The organism is Rhodococcus opacus, assembly GCF_012396235.1.
GTDB lineage: Bacteria > Actinomycetota > Actinomycetes > Mycobacteriales > Mycobacteriaceae > Rhodococcus_F > Rhodococcus_F opacus.
In genome coordinates, this window is record NZ_JAAXPA010000011.1 from 66,284 (window position 1) to 81,438 (window position 15,155).

The 15,155-nt window shown below is 69.5% G+C and carries 16 protein-coding genes; 6 read left to right on the forward strand and 10 right to left on the reverse strand.

What is annotated here, in order from left to right:
- Positions 1-49: 49 nt before the first annotated feature.
- On the forward strand, positions 50-2,638 hold the full coding sequence (locus HGB39_RS16720; RefSeq protein ID WP_043793463.1) for a phosphatidylglycerol lysyltransferase domain-containing protein: 2,589 nt from the start codon (positions 50-52) through the stop codon (positions 2,636-2,638).
- 6 nt (positions 2,639-2,644) lie between these two features.
- Here HGB39_RS16720 and HGB39_RS16725 read toward each other — a convergent pair whose 3' ends face one another.
- Genes HGB39_RS16725 through HGB39_RS16735 form a run of 3 tightly spaced genes read right to left on the reverse strand, consistent with a single transcriptional unit; the run spans position 2,645 to position 6,047 of the window.
- Positions 2,645-3,478 (reverse strand): ABC transporter ATP-binding protein, encoded by an 834-nt coding sequence (locus HGB39_RS16725; protein ID WP_005573383.1) that lies wholly within the window; start codon positions 3,476-3,478, stop codon positions 2,645-2,647.
- Positions 3,475-4,581: a FecCD family ABC transporter permease gene (locus tag HGB39_RS16730; RefSeq protein WP_064080638.1), complete on the reverse strand. Its 1,107-nt coding sequence runs from the start codon at positions 4,579-4,581 to the stop codon at positions 3,475-3,477. The genes HGB39_RS16725 and HGB39_RS16730 overlap by 4 nt, the downstream gene beginning before the upstream one ends.
- Positions 4,578-6,047 (reverse strand): FecCD family ABC transporter permease, encoded by a 1,470-nt coding sequence (locus tag HGB39_RS16735; protein ID WP_081276588.1) that lies wholly within the window; start codon positions 6,045-6,047, stop codon positions 4,578-4,580. Before HGB39_RS16735 ends, HGB39_RS16730 begins: the two co-directional genes overlap by 4 nt.
- A gap of 185 nt (positions 6,048-6,232) precedes the next feature.
- On the opposite strand from HGB39_RS16735, the gene HGB39_RS16740 reads away from it, so the two are divergent.
- Entirely contained in the window at positions 6,233-7,006 is a 774-nt protein-coding gene (locus HGB39_RS16740) for a hypothetical protein (RefSeq protein ID WP_043793369.1), read from the forward strand.
- 250 nt (positions 7,007-7,256) lie between these two features.
- The gene (locus HGB39_RS16745; RefSeq protein ID WP_005255099.1) at positions 7,257-7,718 is read left to right on the forward strand and encodes a PaaI family thioesterase; all 462 of its coding nucleotides are present in this window, start codon (positions 7,257-7,259) and stop codon (positions 7,716-7,718) included.
- 79 nt (positions 7,719-7,797) lie between these two features.
- On the opposite strand, the gene HGB39_RS16750 is transcribed toward HGB39_RS16745, so the two are convergent.
- From HGB39_RS16750 to HGB39_RS16775, 6 genes are all read right to left on the reverse strand, one after another.
- Complete coding sequence (locus tag HGB39_RS16750; protein ID WP_005255101.1) at positions 7,798-9,192, reverse strand: NAD(P)/FAD-dependent oxidoreductase; 1,395 nt, start codon at positions 9,190-9,192, stop codon at positions 7,798-7,800.
- Positions 9,193-9,373: 181 nt separating this feature from the next.
- Positions 9,374-9,547 (reverse strand): hypothetical protein, encoded by a 174-nt coding sequence (locus HGB39_RS16755; protein ID WP_009480519.1) that lies wholly within the window; start codon positions 9,545-9,547, stop codon positions 9,374-9,376.
- A gap of 13 nt (positions 9,548-9,560) precedes the next feature.
- Positions 9,561-10,361, reverse strand: a complete 801-nt coding sequence (locus HGB39_RS16760; RefSeq protein WP_043793372.1) for a helix-turn-helix domain-containing protein — start codon at positions 10,359-10,361, stop codon at positions 9,561-9,563.
- A gap of 60 nt (positions 10,362-10,421) precedes the next feature.
- On the reverse strand, positions 10,422-11,246 hold the full coding sequence (locus HGB39_RS16765; RefSeq protein WP_005572795.1) for an MBL fold metallo-hydrolase: 825 nt from the start codon (positions 11,244-11,246) through the stop codon (positions 10,422-10,424).
- Positions 11,247-11,263: 17 nt separating this feature from the next.
- The gene (locus HGB39_RS16770) at positions 11,264-11,587 is read right to left on the reverse strand and encodes a branched-chain amino acid transport AzlD family protein (protein ID WP_005572796.1); all 324 of its coding nucleotides are present in this window, start codon (positions 11,585-11,587) and stop codon (positions 11,264-11,266) included.
- Positions 11,584-12,258: an AzlC family ABC transporter permease gene (locus HGB39_RS16775; protein ID WP_064080637.1), complete on the reverse strand. Its 675-nt coding sequence runs from the start codon at positions 12,256-12,258 to the stop codon at positions 11,584-11,586. Before HGB39_RS16775 ends, HGB39_RS16770 begins: the two co-directional genes overlap by 4 nt.
- 93 nt (positions 12,259-12,351) lie before the next feature.
- Between HGB39_RS16775 and HGB39_RS16780 the strand changes: the two genes are divergently transcribed.
- From HGB39_RS16780 to HGB39_RS16790, 3 genes are all read left to right on the forward strand, one after another.
- The gene (locus HGB39_RS16780) at positions 12,352-12,906 is read left to right on the forward strand and encodes a helix-turn-helix domain-containing protein (protein WP_043793370.1); all 555 of its coding nucleotides are present in this window, start codon (positions 12,352-12,354) and stop codon (positions 12,904-12,906) included.
- Between the two features lie 119 nt (positions 12,907-13,025).
- Entirely contained in the window at positions 13,026-13,385 is a 360-nt protein-coding gene (locus HGB39_RS16785) for a YciI family protein (RefSeq protein ID WP_064080636.1), read from the forward strand.
- A 1-nt stretch (position 13,386) separates the two neighbouring features.
- A complete protein-coding gene (locus tag HGB39_RS16790; RefSeq protein ID WP_005562336.1) occupies positions 13,387-14,598 on the forward strand; it encodes an RNA polymerase sigma factor in 1,212 nt (403 codons plus the stop codon).
- Positions 14,599-14,611: 13 nt separating this feature from the next.
- Here the strand turns inward: HGB39_RS16790 and HGB39_RS16795 are convergent, their stop codons facing one another.
- Positions 14,612-15,088: a hypothetical protein gene (locus HGB39_RS16795; protein WP_005562338.1), complete on the reverse strand. Its 477-nt coding sequence runs from the start codon at positions 15,086-15,088 to the stop codon at positions 14,612-14,614.
- Between the last annotated feature and the right edge of the window lie 67 nt (positions 15,089-15,155).

A 15,155-nucleotide genomic window follows, 5' to 3' on the forward strand; every position in this document is an offset into this window, starting at 1 on the left:
GCCGGGCAAGCGTTCGTTCTCGACATCGCGGAGAGTGGGGACCTGGCGGATGAAGACCGACGACAGCGCGGCGACCGGACACGATGCGGCCGCCAAGGTCAAGGGTCAGACCGGGCGGGCAGCGGAACGGGTCTGGGGCGGGGTGCGGGGTGCACCGGTCAGCATCGCGCTGCTGGTCGTGATCTGGATCCTCGCGATCGCCACGTCCAGTGTGATCAGCGGTCCCTCCCACGACCTGTCCCAGCACGTTGCGATCGGGATCCGGGCGTTCCAGAACGGCTGGGTGTGGACCCTGTTCACCGCCGGGCTGTGGGGCGACGACGTCCTGGCGTACCTGTCCACGACCGTCCTCGTCCTCGTGGCGGCCGCTCCGCTGGAACGTCGCATGGGGTCGGCGCGGTTCGTGCTGGCCGCGGTCGCCACCCAGGTGCTCGGCGGGCTGCTCGCACTGTCGGTGGCCGCCGTCGCGAAGGTCGTCGACGCGAACTGGGGTTTCCGGCTGCACGTGGGCATGGCCGTCGGTCCGAGCACGTGGATCGTCGGTGCCGCGATGGTGGCCAGTTCGAACATGGGCACGCTGTGGCGTCGGCGGATCCGCGTCGGCGTCCTCGTGTTCACCATCACCCTGGCACTGTTCAGTGGTTCGCTGCAGGACGTGGTCCGGCTCGCCGCGGCCGTCGTCGGCCTGGTGATCGGCCGCTGGATCGTCGGCCGCTCCGCCCGCGGCGAACGGATCGCGGGCACCCAGCGTGAGGGCCGGGTACTCGTCGCGATCATCGTGGCGGCCAGCGCGATCGGCCCCATGATCGCGGCACTGTCCGCGGAGGCGGTCGGTCCCCTCGCCGTGCTCCGCGACCTGTTCCGCGGCATCCCCTACACGGCCGGCGAAGTGCGCGACCTGTGCGAGGTGTCGGCGTCGGACCCCGAATGCCGGCGCGGGCTGCTCGAACTGCGCCTGTCCGGGGTCGGACCGACCCTGCTGAGTCTGATGCCGTCCCTGTTCCTCCTCACCCTCTGCGACGGCCTCCGACGGGGCCGTCGCTTCGCGTGGGTCGCGTCCGTGATCGCCCAGGTGATCCTGCTGGTGCTGTCGCTGCTGAACTTCGCGGTCCGGTTCGTCGACTCCCTCGACGAGGACTCCCTGTTCTACGGTCTCGCCGACCCGAACCTGTACCGGACGCTGGTGCCGTTCCTGACACCGCTGGCGATCCTGATCGTGCTGCTCGCCACCCGCCGGTTCTTCGACGTCGCCGCCCCGGCCGGAACCTACCGCCGGCTGGCGATCGTCCTGGTGTCGCTGCTGGCCGGTCTTGCCGTTCTCTACGTGTTGGGCGGATTGTGGGCGCGGCATGGGTTCGATCCCCGGCCGGGGTTCACGACGCTGCTCGCCGACTTCCCGGAGCGGCTGATCCCGCCCGTGTACCTGCAATGGCTCGACCCCCGGCTGCTGCCGGAGAGCATTCCCGCGACCCTGCTGTACGAGTGGACCGGGGTGGTGTTCTGGGTGGCGGCGTGCGCGCTGGTCGCCGCGACGTTCCTCAGTCCCGCCATCGGATCGGACTCGGCGGCCGCCGAACGCGCACGCGCCCTGTTGAAGTCGGGGAGCGGAAGCCCGCTGTCCTGGATGACGACGTGGCGCGGCAACCACTACTGGTTCTCCGCCGACGGCACGAGCTACGTCGCGTACCGGGTCCTCGCCGGGGTCGCCCTCACCACCGGTGACCCGGTCGGCCCGCCCGACCGGCTGCGGGACAACGTCGAACACTTCGCCGAATTCGCCGCCGCCAACGGGTGGATCCCGTGCTTCTACTCGGTGACCGGCGAGGTCCGCGCCGTCACGGACGCCCTCGGCTGGAGCGGTATCCAGGTCGCGGAGGAGACGGTGCTGGATCTGGGGCAGATCGCGTTCACCGGCAAGCGGTTCCAGGACGTCCGGACCGCCCTGAACAAGGCCAAGAAGTCGGGGATCACCGCGGAATGGGTCAGCTTCCCCAGGGCCCCGCGGTCGATCACCGACCAGATCACGGCGATCTCCGAGGAGTGGGTGGCCGACAAGGGGATGCCCGAAATGGGGTTCACGCTCGGCGGACTCGACGAGGTCGACGACCCGGAGGTGCGCTGCCTGATCGCCGTCGACGAGGATCGCACCGTCCACGGCGTCACGTCCTGGTTGCCCGTGTACCAGGATGGGCGGGTGGTCGGCTGGACCCTCGACTTCATGCGCCGGCGCTCGGAAGGGTTCCGGCCGGCGATGGAGTTCCTCATCGCGTCCGCGGCGCTGAAACTGGAGGAGGAGGGTGCGCAGTTCCTGAGCCTGTCCGGCGCCCCGCTCGCCAAGGTCGAGCAACCGGACAGCGACGCCGACGATCGGGAACGGTCGGAGTCGTCGAGCCTGTCGGCGGTGATGGACAGCGTGCTGGATCTGCTCGGCCGGACCCTGGAACCGGTGTACGGGTTCCGTTCGCTGCTGGCGTTCAAGTCGAAGTTCCAGCCCCGGTACGTGGCCATGCACATGACGTTCGCCGATCCGGCCGCCCTGCCGAGCATCGGCAACGCCGTCGGCAGGGCGTATTTGCCGACGGTGTCGCTGGGGCAGAGCTACCGGCTGGTGCGGACGATGATCGGCGGCCGGCGCTGACGGCCGCTACTTCGGCTCCGGTCCGCCCACCGCCCCGTACACGTGGCGGGTGCCGATCGGCACCACCAGCGGGCGATCGGACACCGGGTCGGCGATGACCGCGGCCTCGAGACCGAACACCTCGAGCAGGAGTTCGGCGGAGATGATGTCCTTCGGCGCGCCGGCCGCGACGATGGTGCCGTCCCGCATCACGATCAGCTGATCGCTGTAGCGGATCGCGAGGTTCAGGTCGTGGAGCACCATCACCACGGTGCGGCCCAACTCCTCGTGCATCCGGTCCACCAGGTCGAGCACCTCGATCGAGTGCGCCAGGTCCAGGTAGGTGGTGGGTTCGTCGAGCAGGAGGATGTCGGTTCCCTGCGCGAGGGCCATCGAGATCCAGGCCCGCTGACGCTGACCGCCCGACAGTTGGTCGACGGGGCGGTCCGCGAGGTCGGACACCCCGGTCAGCGCGAGCGCCTCCGCGACCTCGCCCTCGTCGTCGGACGACCACTGCCGCAGCCACGACTGGTGGGGGTGCCTGCCGCGGGCCACCAGGTCGGCCACCGTCAGCCCCTCGGGGGCCAGCGGCGCCTGGGGGAGCATGCCCAGCGTGCGGGCGACGTCCTTGGTGCGCATCGATCCGATGGCCTTGCCGTCGAGCAGAACCGAACCGTTGCGCGGCTTCAGCAGCCGCCCCAGCGCACGCAGCAGGGTGGACTTGCCGCAACCGTTCGGCCCGATCACGGTGGTGATCACCCCGGTCCTCACCTCGAGGTCGAGGTTGTCGACGATGACCCGGTCGCCGTACCCGAGGCTCAGGTTTTCGGCGATCAGTCGAGGATCAGTCTGCACGGTCATGCCGAGACCTTCCGATTGTTGCGAACCAGCAGATACAGCAGGAATGGGCCACCGAGCGCCGAGGTGACGATACCCACCGGCAGCTCGACCGGCAGGATCGTGCGGGCGACGACATCGCTGCCCACCACGAGCACGGCGCCGGTCAGCGCCGACGCGATGAGCGGCGGGCCCGCGGACCGCACCAGCCGCAGCGCCACCTGCGGCGCGGCGAGCGCGACGAAGCCGACCGGACCCGCGGCCGCGGTCGCGATGCCGGCGAGGGCGACGGCCATGAGCAGGAGCCGGGCCTGCGACCACTGCAGGCGCACACCCAGCGACACCGCGTTGTCGTCGCCGAGGCGGAGGGCGCCCATCGTGAACGACGAGATCACGGCGTAGCCACCGACGAGGACGACGGCGATCGTGACGGGCCACACCTGACTCCAGGCGGCGCCGTTGAGGGAGCCGTTGAGCCACACCTGGGCCCGCGACGCGTCGTTGATGTCCGCGGAGATCAGCAGCCAGCCGGTGACCGCGATCAGCATGGCGTTGATGCCGATGCCGATCAGGATCAGCCGGTAGCCCTCCACTCCGCCGCGCCACGCGAGCACGTAGATGACCAGCGCGGTGAGAAGCCCGCCGAACAGGGCGGCCAGCGGGATCCCCAGGGTGGCGAGGAGGCCGACGAAGCTGCCGCCGCCGCCGAGGACGATCAGCGCGACCGCGGCGGCGCTGGCACCGGACGTGATGCCGAGGATGTCCGGGCTGGCGAGGGCGTTGCGGGCGATCGACTGGGTGATGGCGCCGGCCAGGCCGAGGGCCATGCCGATGAACACACCGGTCAGCGACCGCGGCAGGCGCAGATCCATGACGATGAAGTTCTGGGCCTTCGTGCCGCCGCCGAACAGCACCCTGGTGACCTCGGGGATCGACAGCGGGTAGTCGCCGCGGCCGATGTTGAGGCACAGCACCAGGAACAGCGCCACCAGCAGGGCCACGTTGACGGCGATACCGAGGGGCCGCAGGACCAGGGAGATCGGTCCGAGCCGGAACGCGGGGCGCGCCGGGACGCGGGACGCCGGGGCGGCCCCGAGGTCGGGGCGCACTTCGTCGCGAGTGCTCACAGGCTTGCCAACTTTCTGCGCCGAACCAACGCGATGAAGAACGGTGCGCCGAACACGGCGAGCACGATTCCCACCTGCAACTCACCCGGCCGGACCACGACGCGTCCGATGACGTCGGCGGTCACGAGCATGACGCCGCCGAGGAGGCCGGCGTAGGGGACCAGCCACCGGTAGTCGGGGCCGGTGATCGCCCGCGCGACGTGGGGGACCACGAGACCGATGAATGCAATCGGGCCGCACGCCGCGGTGGCCGCACCGGTGAGGAGGGTGATGGCGACGATGCCGAGTGCGCGGCTGGCCGCGATGTTGGTGCCCAGCGACCGTGCCACGTCCTCGCCGAGGCTGAGCACGTTCAGCCCGGGTGTGCTGACGAGGGCGAGGATCAAACCGATGATGAGGAACGGCAGCACCTGCCAGAGCACGTCGAAGCCGCGGCCGGCCACCGACCCGACCACCCAGAATCGGTAGGAGTCGAGGCTGGACTGGTCGACGATGATGATCGCGTTGGTCATCGCCTGCAGGAAGAACGCGACGGCGGCGCCGGCGAGGGCCAGGCTCAGCGGGCTCGCCGCCCCGTTGCCGATCGACGACAGCCCGAACACGACCACGCTGGCGGCGAACGACCCGGCGAACGCGAACCACAGGTATTCGCTGGGCGCGCTGAACCCGAACAGGTACATCGACAGCACGACGAGGAACGCGGCGCCCGCGTTGAGACCGAGGAGTCCCGCGTCGGCGAGCGGGTTGCGGGTGTGCCCCTGGATGAGGGCGCCCGCGACACCGAGCGCCATCCCGACGACGAGCCCCAGCGCGGTCCGCGGTCCGCGGAGCGTGCGGACGATGATGTCGGTCTGCGAACCGTCCGCATCGAACAGTGCGTGGAAGATCTCGGCGAACGACAGTGGCCGCGCCCCGACCGCGACGCTGGCGAGCAGGACCAGCCCGAGCAGGATCACGAGGACGCCCAGCCCGACGAGCCGACGACGCCGGATCGCCGCGACGGACACGTCCTTCTCGCGGACGGTGAAGCCCTCGTCGGACGCGGTGCTCTCCCGGACGACCTCGGTTCCGGAGCGCCGGAACGCCCGCTGCAGAGACCGTTTCGGACCGATCGCGTCGTGGGTGTGGGTGTCGCGGGTGACGAGGCCGACCCAGCCTTTGCCCGAACACTGTCCGGTGTTGCCTTCGCGGAATCCGCGGTTCCACAGGGCGAGCCCGAGTGCGATGGCGACGGCGGCGCCGCCGAAGACGACCCGGTCCGCCTGCCCGCCGCCGTTGTCGTCGCGGAGGGAGTCGACGATGTACCACCCGAGGACGAGGGGGATGGCCACTGTCCCGATGTCGAGCAGTCCCGCGAGTGCCCGGAGGTACAGCGGGGCGGGACCGCGCGGGACGTCGCGCTTCCCGTAGGGCTCGTCGGTCGGCAGGTGCGGGATGTCGCTGCCGAACTGTCTCGTCGTCGTCACTGGCGGGGGAAGCTCCTGACGTGTGTGCCTGTGCACCGGATCTGCACCGAATTCAACTACTTAGGTTACGGAACCCTATCCCTGATGCCACATCCGGCGGCACGTCCCGGGCGTTGCGGTCGGCGGGGGTGCCTCACATCACATGATGTCAACCCTTGATATTTGGTTAGGCTCACCTATGTTTGGTGGTGTTCCATCCCGACCGATTGGAGTGCACGGTGACTTCGACCCTGTCCGCCCCCGCGACCGCACTGGACGTGTCCTGCTCACGACTTCGCGCGCTGAACGCCGAATATCCGCGCATGTACGCGGTCGCGACGATGGCAGACGAGGGTAAACGCCGGTGGTGGTCGCTGGCGGACGACCTCGACGGCGACCGGGTGTCCCGGATGTGGGCCCGGTCGCTCGAGGACGTTCCCGACCCGGACGTCGCCGCGATGCAGGTGGCCACCGCGCTCATTCACGCAGTGGTCGGGCGTGTCACCGCGCTCGTCGTCCTGGAGGGGCGCGCGTGGGACCCGGGGCTCGAGAACCTGTGGATCCACACGGACAGCGACGAGGGAATCGACTGGGCGGGTGTCGCCGACGACACCCTGCGCGTGCTGCCGGACGACCCGTATGCCGGCGCACCGCGGACGGTCACCGTGCCCTGCGAGCGGGCGCTGCTGCTGTGGACGGTGCACCGCAGTCTCACGTCGCTGCATGCGGTGTTCGACGCGATCGCCCGGTTGACGCCGATCGACGCGTCCCGATTCTGGGGGCTCGTGGGGGAGGCCGTGCTCGGGGCCGCGACGTACGTGCCAATTCTCGCCGGTGGCGGCGAGGCTGCCGCGCAGCGCCGCGGGCAGGGGATCCTGGACGCGTTCGTGGCGGCCGGGGTGCCGGTCCGCTCGAAGAGCCGGATCACGCGCCCGCACTGTGGCCGACTCGGGCAGGCGAGGAAGCGCTTGCTTAATTAGGGAAGCCTTGCCTATACTCGTTCCAGACGTCGAGCAGAAACACCGACGCCGAGAACCGAACTACCGGACCGCGCCGGAGTCCTGAGGGCTGCAGAGACTCCCAGGTCCATCCCACGGCGGGCCTCATGCTGACACAGTGTGAGGCCCGCCGATCCGTTTGCCCCACCTGCTTTTCCCACCGCCCGCCCCGTCGTGTAGGCAAGAGATCGGGTGCGCCGCGAGAGCGCACAGCGATCCGATGGAGAGTGTGATGGTGGATTCCGGGGAACAGCAGGCATCGAACGGTGACGGGCGGATCGACACCGCCGCACTGGCCGATCAATTGGGCAAGGGCTTCGACGCCCTCATCGGACTCGAATACACCGAACTCTCACCCGACCGCGTGCGCGCGCAGTGGACCGTCACCCCAGACCTGCAGCAGCCGGCCGGAATCCAGCACGGCGGCGTCTACTGCTCCGTCATCGAATCGGTGGCCAGCGCTGCGGGCACGGTGTGGCTCGGCGGCCGCGGACACGTCGTCGGCGTCAACAACAACACCGACTTCCTCCGCGCGACGCGGGAGGGCACGCTGACCGCCGAAGCCAGTCCCGTTCACCGCGGACGCACTCAGCAGCTGTGGGAGGTTCGGATCACCGACGAACAGGATCGACTCGTCTCCAAGGGGCAGGTCCGGCTCGCGAACATCACCGACACCGGACGTCTCGGCAACTGAGACACCCCGCACACGGCGGAGGGGACGGACCCGACAGGTCCGTCCCCTCCGCTCTGTTCACGTCAGGTGTGAAGCGGTGTCACCCCGCGGCTTTGCGCTGCGCGCCGCCGGACGACTTCTCGGCGGCCTCCTTCTCCCGCTCGTGCCGCTCCAGCTGCTCCATCGCATTGCGGGCGAACACCCACTGCTCGGTGGATGCCATCTGCGCGCGCCCGCGGCCGAGGAACGTCACCGTCCACGACAGCAGAGTGGACAGCCGGCTGCGGAACCCGACCAGGTACATCAGGTGGATCGCCAGCCAGGCCACCCAGCCGATGAAACCGCTGATCTCGAGCTTCCCGACCTTCGCCACCGCACTGAATCGCGAGATGGTGGCCATGCTGCCCTTGTCGAAGTACTTGAACGGCGGCCGGTCCTCCGGCTTCTGACCGCTCAGGCCGGCCTTGATCTGCTTGGCCGCGTACTTGCCGCCCTGCATCGCGACCTGCGCCAGACCCGGCAACTTGTCGAGTGCCATCATGTCGCCGATCACGAACACCTCGGGGTGGCCGGGCACCGACAGGTCCGGGTTGACCAGGACGCGACCGGCCCGGTCGATCTCGGCGTCCGACTGCTCCGCGATCTGCTTGCCCAGCGGGCTCGCCTGCACACCGGCCGACCACACCTTGCACTGCGACTCGATCCGGCGCTGCGTGCCGTCCTTGTCCTTGACGACGAGGCCGTCCACGTCGACGTCGACGACCATCGCCCCCAGCTGGATCTCGATGCCGAGCTTCTCCAGCTGCTGGCGGGCCTTACGGCTCAGCTTGCCGCCGTAGACGGGCAGCACGTCGTCCGCGCCGTCCAGCAGGATCACCCGGGCCTCACGGGGATCGATGTTGCGGAACGCCCCCGACAGGGTCCGCCGCGACAGTTCCGCGATCTGGCCGGCGAGCTCGACACCGGTCGGACCGGCGCCGACGACGACGAACGTCAGGAGCCGGGCGCGTTCGGCGGGATCGCTCGACAATTCGGCCTGCTCGAACGCGCCCAGGATGCGGCCGCGCAGTTCGAGGGCGTCGTCGATCGTCTTCATGCCCGGCGCGAACTCGGAGAAATGATCGTTGCCGAAGTAGGACTGGCCTGCGCCCGCCGCGACGATCAGGCTGTCGTACGGGGTGACCGTGGTCCGGTCCAGGAACCGAGAGGTGATCGTCTTCGCCTCGAGATCGATCTTGTCGACATCGCCGAGCAGAACCTTGGTGTTCTTCTGCTTCCGCAGCACCAACCGGGTGGCGGGAGCGATGTCGCCGACGGAGAGAATGCCGGTCGCCACCTGATACAGCAACGGCTGGAACAGATGGTGAGTGGTGCGCGCGATCATGGTGATGTCGACATCGGCATTCTTCAGCGCCTGTGTGCCGAACAACCCACCGAAGCCGGATCCAATGACCACGACGCGATGGCGGCGTGACTCTACCGACTTGATACTCATTCCGTGCTCCTCGAAAAATAGACGACTCCTGTCACGGTAGTCGCCTTGTCCCCGAGCGTCTCAGTAAGCGTTGCTTCGCCCCGCCGCACAGCGGAATCGATCCAGAAACCGGCGACCCGGCCATACGTGAAGGCGGGCAGCCCCTCCGTGAGGAACTGCCCGCCTTCCGGTGCGTACGCGGCTATTCCGCCCTGCCGATCCGCTTCCGCCCCGTGGGAGTCCCCGGGGATTCCGGCGGAATGAAATCCGATTTGATCGAGAACACGAACAGTGCCGACACCCCGACCACGACGACAAGAATGGTGAGGACTACGACCACGTAGCCGAAACCGACACCAATTGCTGTCAAGTCCATCAGACCTACCTCCTCAGTCGCTGCTCACGCTACTGCGGAGGGTAGCCGCTGTCACCGCGTCGGCGGGGAAGAACGATTCGATGGCCAGCTCCGCGACCGTCACGTCGAGGGGAGTGCCGAACATCGTGGTCGTGCTGAGGAACGCCAGCACCGTGTCGTGGTGCCGGATACGCAGCGGCACGACGAGCGACCCCGGCAGTTCGGCGCTGCCGACGGTGCCACCGGGGTAGCCCTCCAATTCCCGCAGCAGGTCACGCAGTCCGTCGTCGCCGGTGACCGCGATCTGATGCCGCAGCCGGTGCAGGAGATGCCCCCGCCACTGCGCCAGGTCCACGATGCGCGGTGCCATGCCGTCCGGGTGCAGGCTCAACCGCAGGACGTTCGCGGGCGGCTCGAGCAATTCCGCGGCGCACCCCTCGGTCAGCACCGCGACCGCGTCGTTGGCGTCCACCATGTTCCAGTGCCGGTCGACGACCACCGCCGGGTACGGGGAATGCGCGGTGAGGATCTTCCCGATGGCATCGGCGATCGACGCCATCGGCACATCCGACAGTCGATGCTCCGGGAAGGCGGGCGCGAAACCGCCCGCGAGGAGCAACGCGTTGCGTTCGCGCAGGGGAATGTCGAGATGCTCGCTGAGGCGCAGCAGCATCGCCCGGGTGGGATTCGACCGCCCCGTCTCCAGGAAGCTGACGTGCCGCGCCGAGATGTCCGCCCGGTTCGCCAGTTCCAGCTGACTGAGCCGGCGGCGTTCCCGCCACGCCCGCAGATGGGTACCGACAGGCGACGCTCGCCGGTCGTCGAGGGTGGTCATTCGGCCAGCGTAGGTCGGGCGGATCGTCGTGACCATTACCTCGGACGTCATGATCAGCGGTCAGGTTAGGTGATCGAACTCCCCGGTCACCCACGCGCAGTGACGGGTGGCCGAGTATTCGAGCGCCTCCCGGCCGGCGTTGTCGATCACGTTGTCGAAGTTGCCGATGATGCGGTCGAATTCGAGATGCGACAACTGGTCCGCGATGCGCCGCACCACCGCCGCGGACAGCGGCAGCCGGTTGGGGTACGACCGGAGGAACGACACCGTGCGGCGGTCCGGGTTGGGGAACACGCCGTCCCCGGTGAGGAGGACCCCGCGGCCGTCGGCGCCGTCCCGCCAGTGCGCGACGGCGCTGCCCGGGAAGTGCCCACCGATCTGGTGCAGGGTCAGACCCGGCGTCACTTCGTGGGTGCCGGACCAGAACACGATCGGGCCGTCGGACCGTGCCAGCCATCCGCGGTCCGCGTCGGCCACCAGGATCGGCACCTCGCCGAGCGCCTTGGACCACTGCGTCTGGACGCCGAACATGTGCGGGTGGCTGCCCGCGACGGCGAGGACCGGGCCGTGCGCGGCGACGGCGGCGACGGCGGCGTCGTCGACGAACCCGATCGGATCCCACAGCAGCGACCCGGCGGGGGTGCGGATCACGAGGGACTGCTGGCCGATCGCGGTCTTCGGGTCCACGTATAGGCCGTGCAGCCCCGGCTCGACCTCGTGCTCGACCGCGCGGTACCCCGCACCGGCCAGCTTCTCCACGGTGGTCCACTCCTGACCGCCCAGCGGAATGTACTGGCGTTCGTCCGCGCAGATCGCGCACTCGTCGGGGAGCGGGGTGTTCGGGTCCTGTTCGACGCCGCACGTGGCGCAGAGATGAAATAACACCCCTCGATCATGCATCCTCACGGCACCCCGAGGAGCCGCAATCCGGCAGTCGTGGCGGCCGCGGACAGGACGACGACGACGAAAGGTGCCTTCCGCCAGGCGAGTAGGCCCGCGACGACGACGCCGGTGGGACGCGCCACCCCGGCGAGGTCGTGACCTTCGGTGAGCGCCGTCGTGCCGACCAGTGCGGTGAGCAGAACCACGGCGGCCGTCGCCATGGTCCGCTCCACCCAGGGCCGGGTGGCGATCCGTGGCCGCAGCGCCGGGCCCGTGAATCGGAACGCGAAGGTGCCTGCGGCGAGAACCCCGACCGACCCGATCAGCACGAGGTGCCCGGTCACCGCAGCACCTTCCGCCGCACACCCGCGAGCAACCCGACCAGCGCCGCCAGCACCGGAAGCCCGGCGGGCAGGAAGGGAGTAGTGGCCAGGGCGATCACACCGCCGGCCAGTACCGGCACCCGCACGTCCCGATCGCGCACCGCCGGCAGCACCAGCGCCAGCAGCACCGCCGGGAACATGGCGTCCAGTCCCAGCACGGCGGGGTCGCCGATCGCCGTGCCCGCCACCGCGCCGAGCACGGCCCCGAGCGGCCAGCACACCGCGATCCCCACACCGCACGCCCAGTACGCGGCGCGCCTGCGGCCGGGGTCCGTCTCACCGAGGGCGAACACCACCGACTCGTCGTTCATCAGGTGAGCGCCGAGGACGCGTCGCTGCCCGCGCCCCAGCACGTCCCCGACCGCCAGACCGAACGGCAGGTGCCGCGCGTTCACCAGCAGCCCGGCGATCGTCGCCGCGATCGGGCTGCCGCCTGCCGCGACGATGCCGATGAACAGGAACTCCGCAGAACCGGCGAGGACCAGCACCGACAACGCGACGGGCAACCAGGCGTCCAGGCCCGAACCCACCGCGATGGCGCCGTACGACATGCCGACCAGTCCATCGGCCAGGCACACCAGCGCGATGTTCCGGAGGACCCGCACATCGAGTGTTCGCTTCATCGAACGCATGACTTCTATACTGAACACACGGTGCGGTGTTCGTCAAGACGAACGCAGCGCCCAAAATAATGAACACGAAGTCGGAAGTCGGGAAGGGGAACCATGGCAGGGCAGTCCCCGCTGGGCTATATCGGGCCCTCGCTGCGTCGTGAACGGGAACGGTCGGGTATGTCCCTGACCGAGGTCGCCCGCCGCGCCGGGGTCGCGAAATCCACTCTGTCCCAACTCGAATCGGGGGGCGGCAACCCGAGCGTCGAAACCCTGTGGGCCCTCTGCGTCGCCCTGGACGTGCAGATGTCGCAACTCCTGGACCCGCCGCGGCCCCGCGTCCAGGTCATCCGGGCCGACGAGGGGCCGGAACTGACGTCCGACCGGTCCGACTACCGTGCGACTCTCGTCGCGTCCTGCCCGCCGTCGGCGCGCCGGGATCTGTACCGCCTCGCCGTCGAACCCGGCCCGGCCCGGGAATCCGAACCGCACATGCCCGGTGTGGTCGAACACGTCATCCTCAGCGCCGGGCGCGCACTGGTCGGCGTGGCGGGCGATCCGGTCGAACTCGGACCCGGTGACTACATCGCCTACCCCGGCGACGTCGCACATGTGTTCGAAGCGCTGGAGCCGGGCACCCGCGCCGTCCTGGTGTCCGAGCACAACTGAGGTCATTCGGCGAAATTCCTCCGTGCAGAGTGTCGAATCGGAAGGGTGACGTTCGTATAGGAGGTGAGGGCCGGCCACATCCGAAGGCGCCGGCCGGCCGATCCGAGGAGGAACCCGAGATGACCCAGTACCTGTTGAGCGTGTACCAACCCGACGGCCCCGCCCCCGAACCCGACGTCCTCGCGACGATCGGCGACGATCTCGACGCCCTCAACCAGGAGATGGTGTCCGCGGGCGCGTGGGTGTTCAGCGGGGGACTGTGCGCCCCCACCACCGCGACCGTGCTGCGGGCCAGGGGCGGTGACGTGCTCGTCACCGACGGCCCGTACACCGAGGGCAAGGAGCATCTCGGCGGATTCACCATCGTCGAGGCGCCCGACCTGGTCGCCGCCCTCGAATGGGGTCGCAAGCTCACCCGGGCGACGACCCTCCCGATCGAGGTCCGGCCGTTCGCTCACCACGACGGAGCCGGCGACTGACGTGATCGGGTCCGCCGACATCGAACACGTGTTCCGTGAAGAACACGGTCGCGCGGTGTCCGTCCTGGTCGGGGTGTTCGGCGACATCGACATCGCCGAGGACGCCGTCCAGGATGCGTTCACCGAGGCGGTGCGGCGCTGGCCGTCGTCCGGGCTGCCGCCGAGCCCGGCCGGATGGATCATCACCACCGCCCGGCGCCGCACGATCGATCGGCTCCGGCGCGAGGCCTCCCGGCACGACCGCCACGCGCAGGCCGCCCTGCTGCTCGCCCGCGACGAACCGGTGGAGGAGGTCGTCGTGCACGACGACCGGCTACGCCTGATCTTCACGTGCTGCCACCCGGCGCTGGCCCCCGCCGCCCAGGTCGCGCTGACCCTCCGCCTCCTGGGCGGGCTCGGCACCGCGGAGATCGCGCGCGCATTCCTGGTCGCCGAGCCGACCATCGCGCAGCGCCTGGTCAGGGCCAAGGGGAAGATCCGGGACGCCCGGATCCCGTACCGGGTGCCGAACGAGGCCGATCTGCCGGACCGCCTCCGCGCCGTCCTGGCCGTCGTCTATCTGATCTTCAACGAGGGATACACGGCCAGTTCGGGGGACCGGCTGACGCGAGCGGACCTGTGCGCCGAGGCCATCCGCCTCGGCCGGGTCCTGGCCGCGCTGATGCCCGACGAACCGGAGGTGACCGGGCTGCTCGCGTTGATGGTGCTGATCGAGTCGAGGCGAGACGCCCGCACCGACGGCGACGGCCGGCTCGTGCTCCTGCCCGATCAGGACCGCAGTCGGTGGGATCGTGACCTCGTCGCCGAGGGGCAGTCGCTGGTGCGGGGGTGCCTGCGACGGAACACGCCCGGGCAGTATCAGATTCAGGCCGCGATCAACGCCGTCCACAGCGACGCGGCGACGGCCGCCGACACCGACTGGTGGCAGATCCTGCAGTTGTACGACCAGTTGATGCCGCTGGCGCCGAGTCCGGTGGTGGCGTTGAACCGGGCGGTCGCCGTGGCCGAGGTCAGGGGACCGGAGGAGGGGCTGGCGCTCGTCGACCAACTCGACCTCGGCAACTACCACCTGTACCACGCTGTGCGGGCCGATCTGCTCCGCCGCCTCGGCCGTTCCGGTGAGGCGGCGCGCGCCTACGATGCGGCGCGCGACCGCACCGAGAACGTGGTCGAGCGGGAATTCCTTCGGGTACAGCGCGATTCGCTCCGGTGATACGGGCTGCCGGTCAGAGACCCAGCCCCGGTGGCAGGCACACCGACCCGAAACACGTCTCCGTGCGCACAGTGACGGGGAGTGGGTCCGCCGTCGCCGGCTTCGCGTACGCGGTCTCCGGGAGCGGCGCCGAACCCCACACCTCGTCACCGGGGCCCGCGTTCTCACTGCAGATCCAGTGGATCAGGTAGTCGCCGTCGGGCACCGCGTCGAACACGAAGTCCCGCGGTCCCGGCCCGATCACCACATTCGATGCGTGGAACACCGCCACGGATTCGGGGTTCACGATGTCGTCCGCCGCATGCAGTCCGCCGAAGCCGCACACTACGTCGGCACCGGTGTCGTTCGTGATCGTCGTCGTGACGGTGCTCCCGGCCACGGCGGCGGTGAGGGTCACATCGGGCGGGTCCGCGGCGACGGGAGCGGCCAGGAACAGGGCGAGGGGGCCTGCGGCGATCAGCGTGACCGCGGCCCGGGGCACGAGTGTCATCAGCGGAACCTTCGTTCTCGGCGGTCTCACTCCGGACGTCACGGTATTGATACCCGCCGTGTGGGCG

What these genes read in the sequence shown, in the direction of transcription:
- HGB39_RS16720 (WP_043793463.1), top strand. Translation starts at nt 50, where the DNA reads ATGAAGACCGACGACAGCGCGGCGACCGGACACGATGCGGCCGCCAAG.
- HGB39_RS16725 (WP_005573383.1), bottom strand. Translation starts at nt 3,478, where the DNA reads ATGACCGTGCAGACTGATCCTCGACTGATCGCCGAAAACCTGAGCCTC.
- HGB39_RS16745 (WP_005255099.1), top strand. Translation starts at nt 7,257, where the DNA reads ATGGTGGATTCCGGGGAACAGCAGGCATCGAACGGTGACGGGCGGATC.
- HGB39_RS16750 (WP_005255101.1), bottom strand. Translation starts at nt 9,192, where the DNA reads ATGAGTATCAAGTCGGTAGAGTCACGCCGCCATCGCGTCGTGGTCATT.
- HGB39_RS16755 (WP_009480519.1), bottom strand. Translation starts at nt 9,547, where the DNA reads ATGGACTTGACAGCAATTGGTGTCGGTTTCGGCTACGTGGTCGTAGTC.
- HGB39_RS16760 (WP_043793372.1), bottom strand. Translation starts at nt 10,361, where the DNA reads ATGACCACCCTCGACGACCGGCGAGCGTCGCCTGTCGGTACCCATCTG.
- HGB39_RS16775 (WP_064080637.1), bottom strand. Translation starts at nt 12,258, where the DNA reads ATGCGTTCGATGAAGCGAACACTCGATGTGCGGGTCCTCCGGAACATC.
- HGB39_RS16780 (WP_043793370.1), top strand. Translation starts at nt 12,352, where the DNA reads ATGGCAGGGCAGTCCCCGCTGGGCTATATCGGGCCCTCGCTGCGTCGT.
- HGB39_RS16785 (WP_064080636.1), top strand. Translation starts at nt 13,026, where the DNA reads ATGACCCAGTACCTGTTGAGCGTGTACCAACCCGACGGCCCCGCCCCC.
- HGB39_RS16795 (WP_005562338.1), bottom strand. Translation starts at nt 15,088, where the DNA reads ATGACACTCGTGCCCCGGGCCGCGGTCACGCTGATCGCCGCAGGCCCC.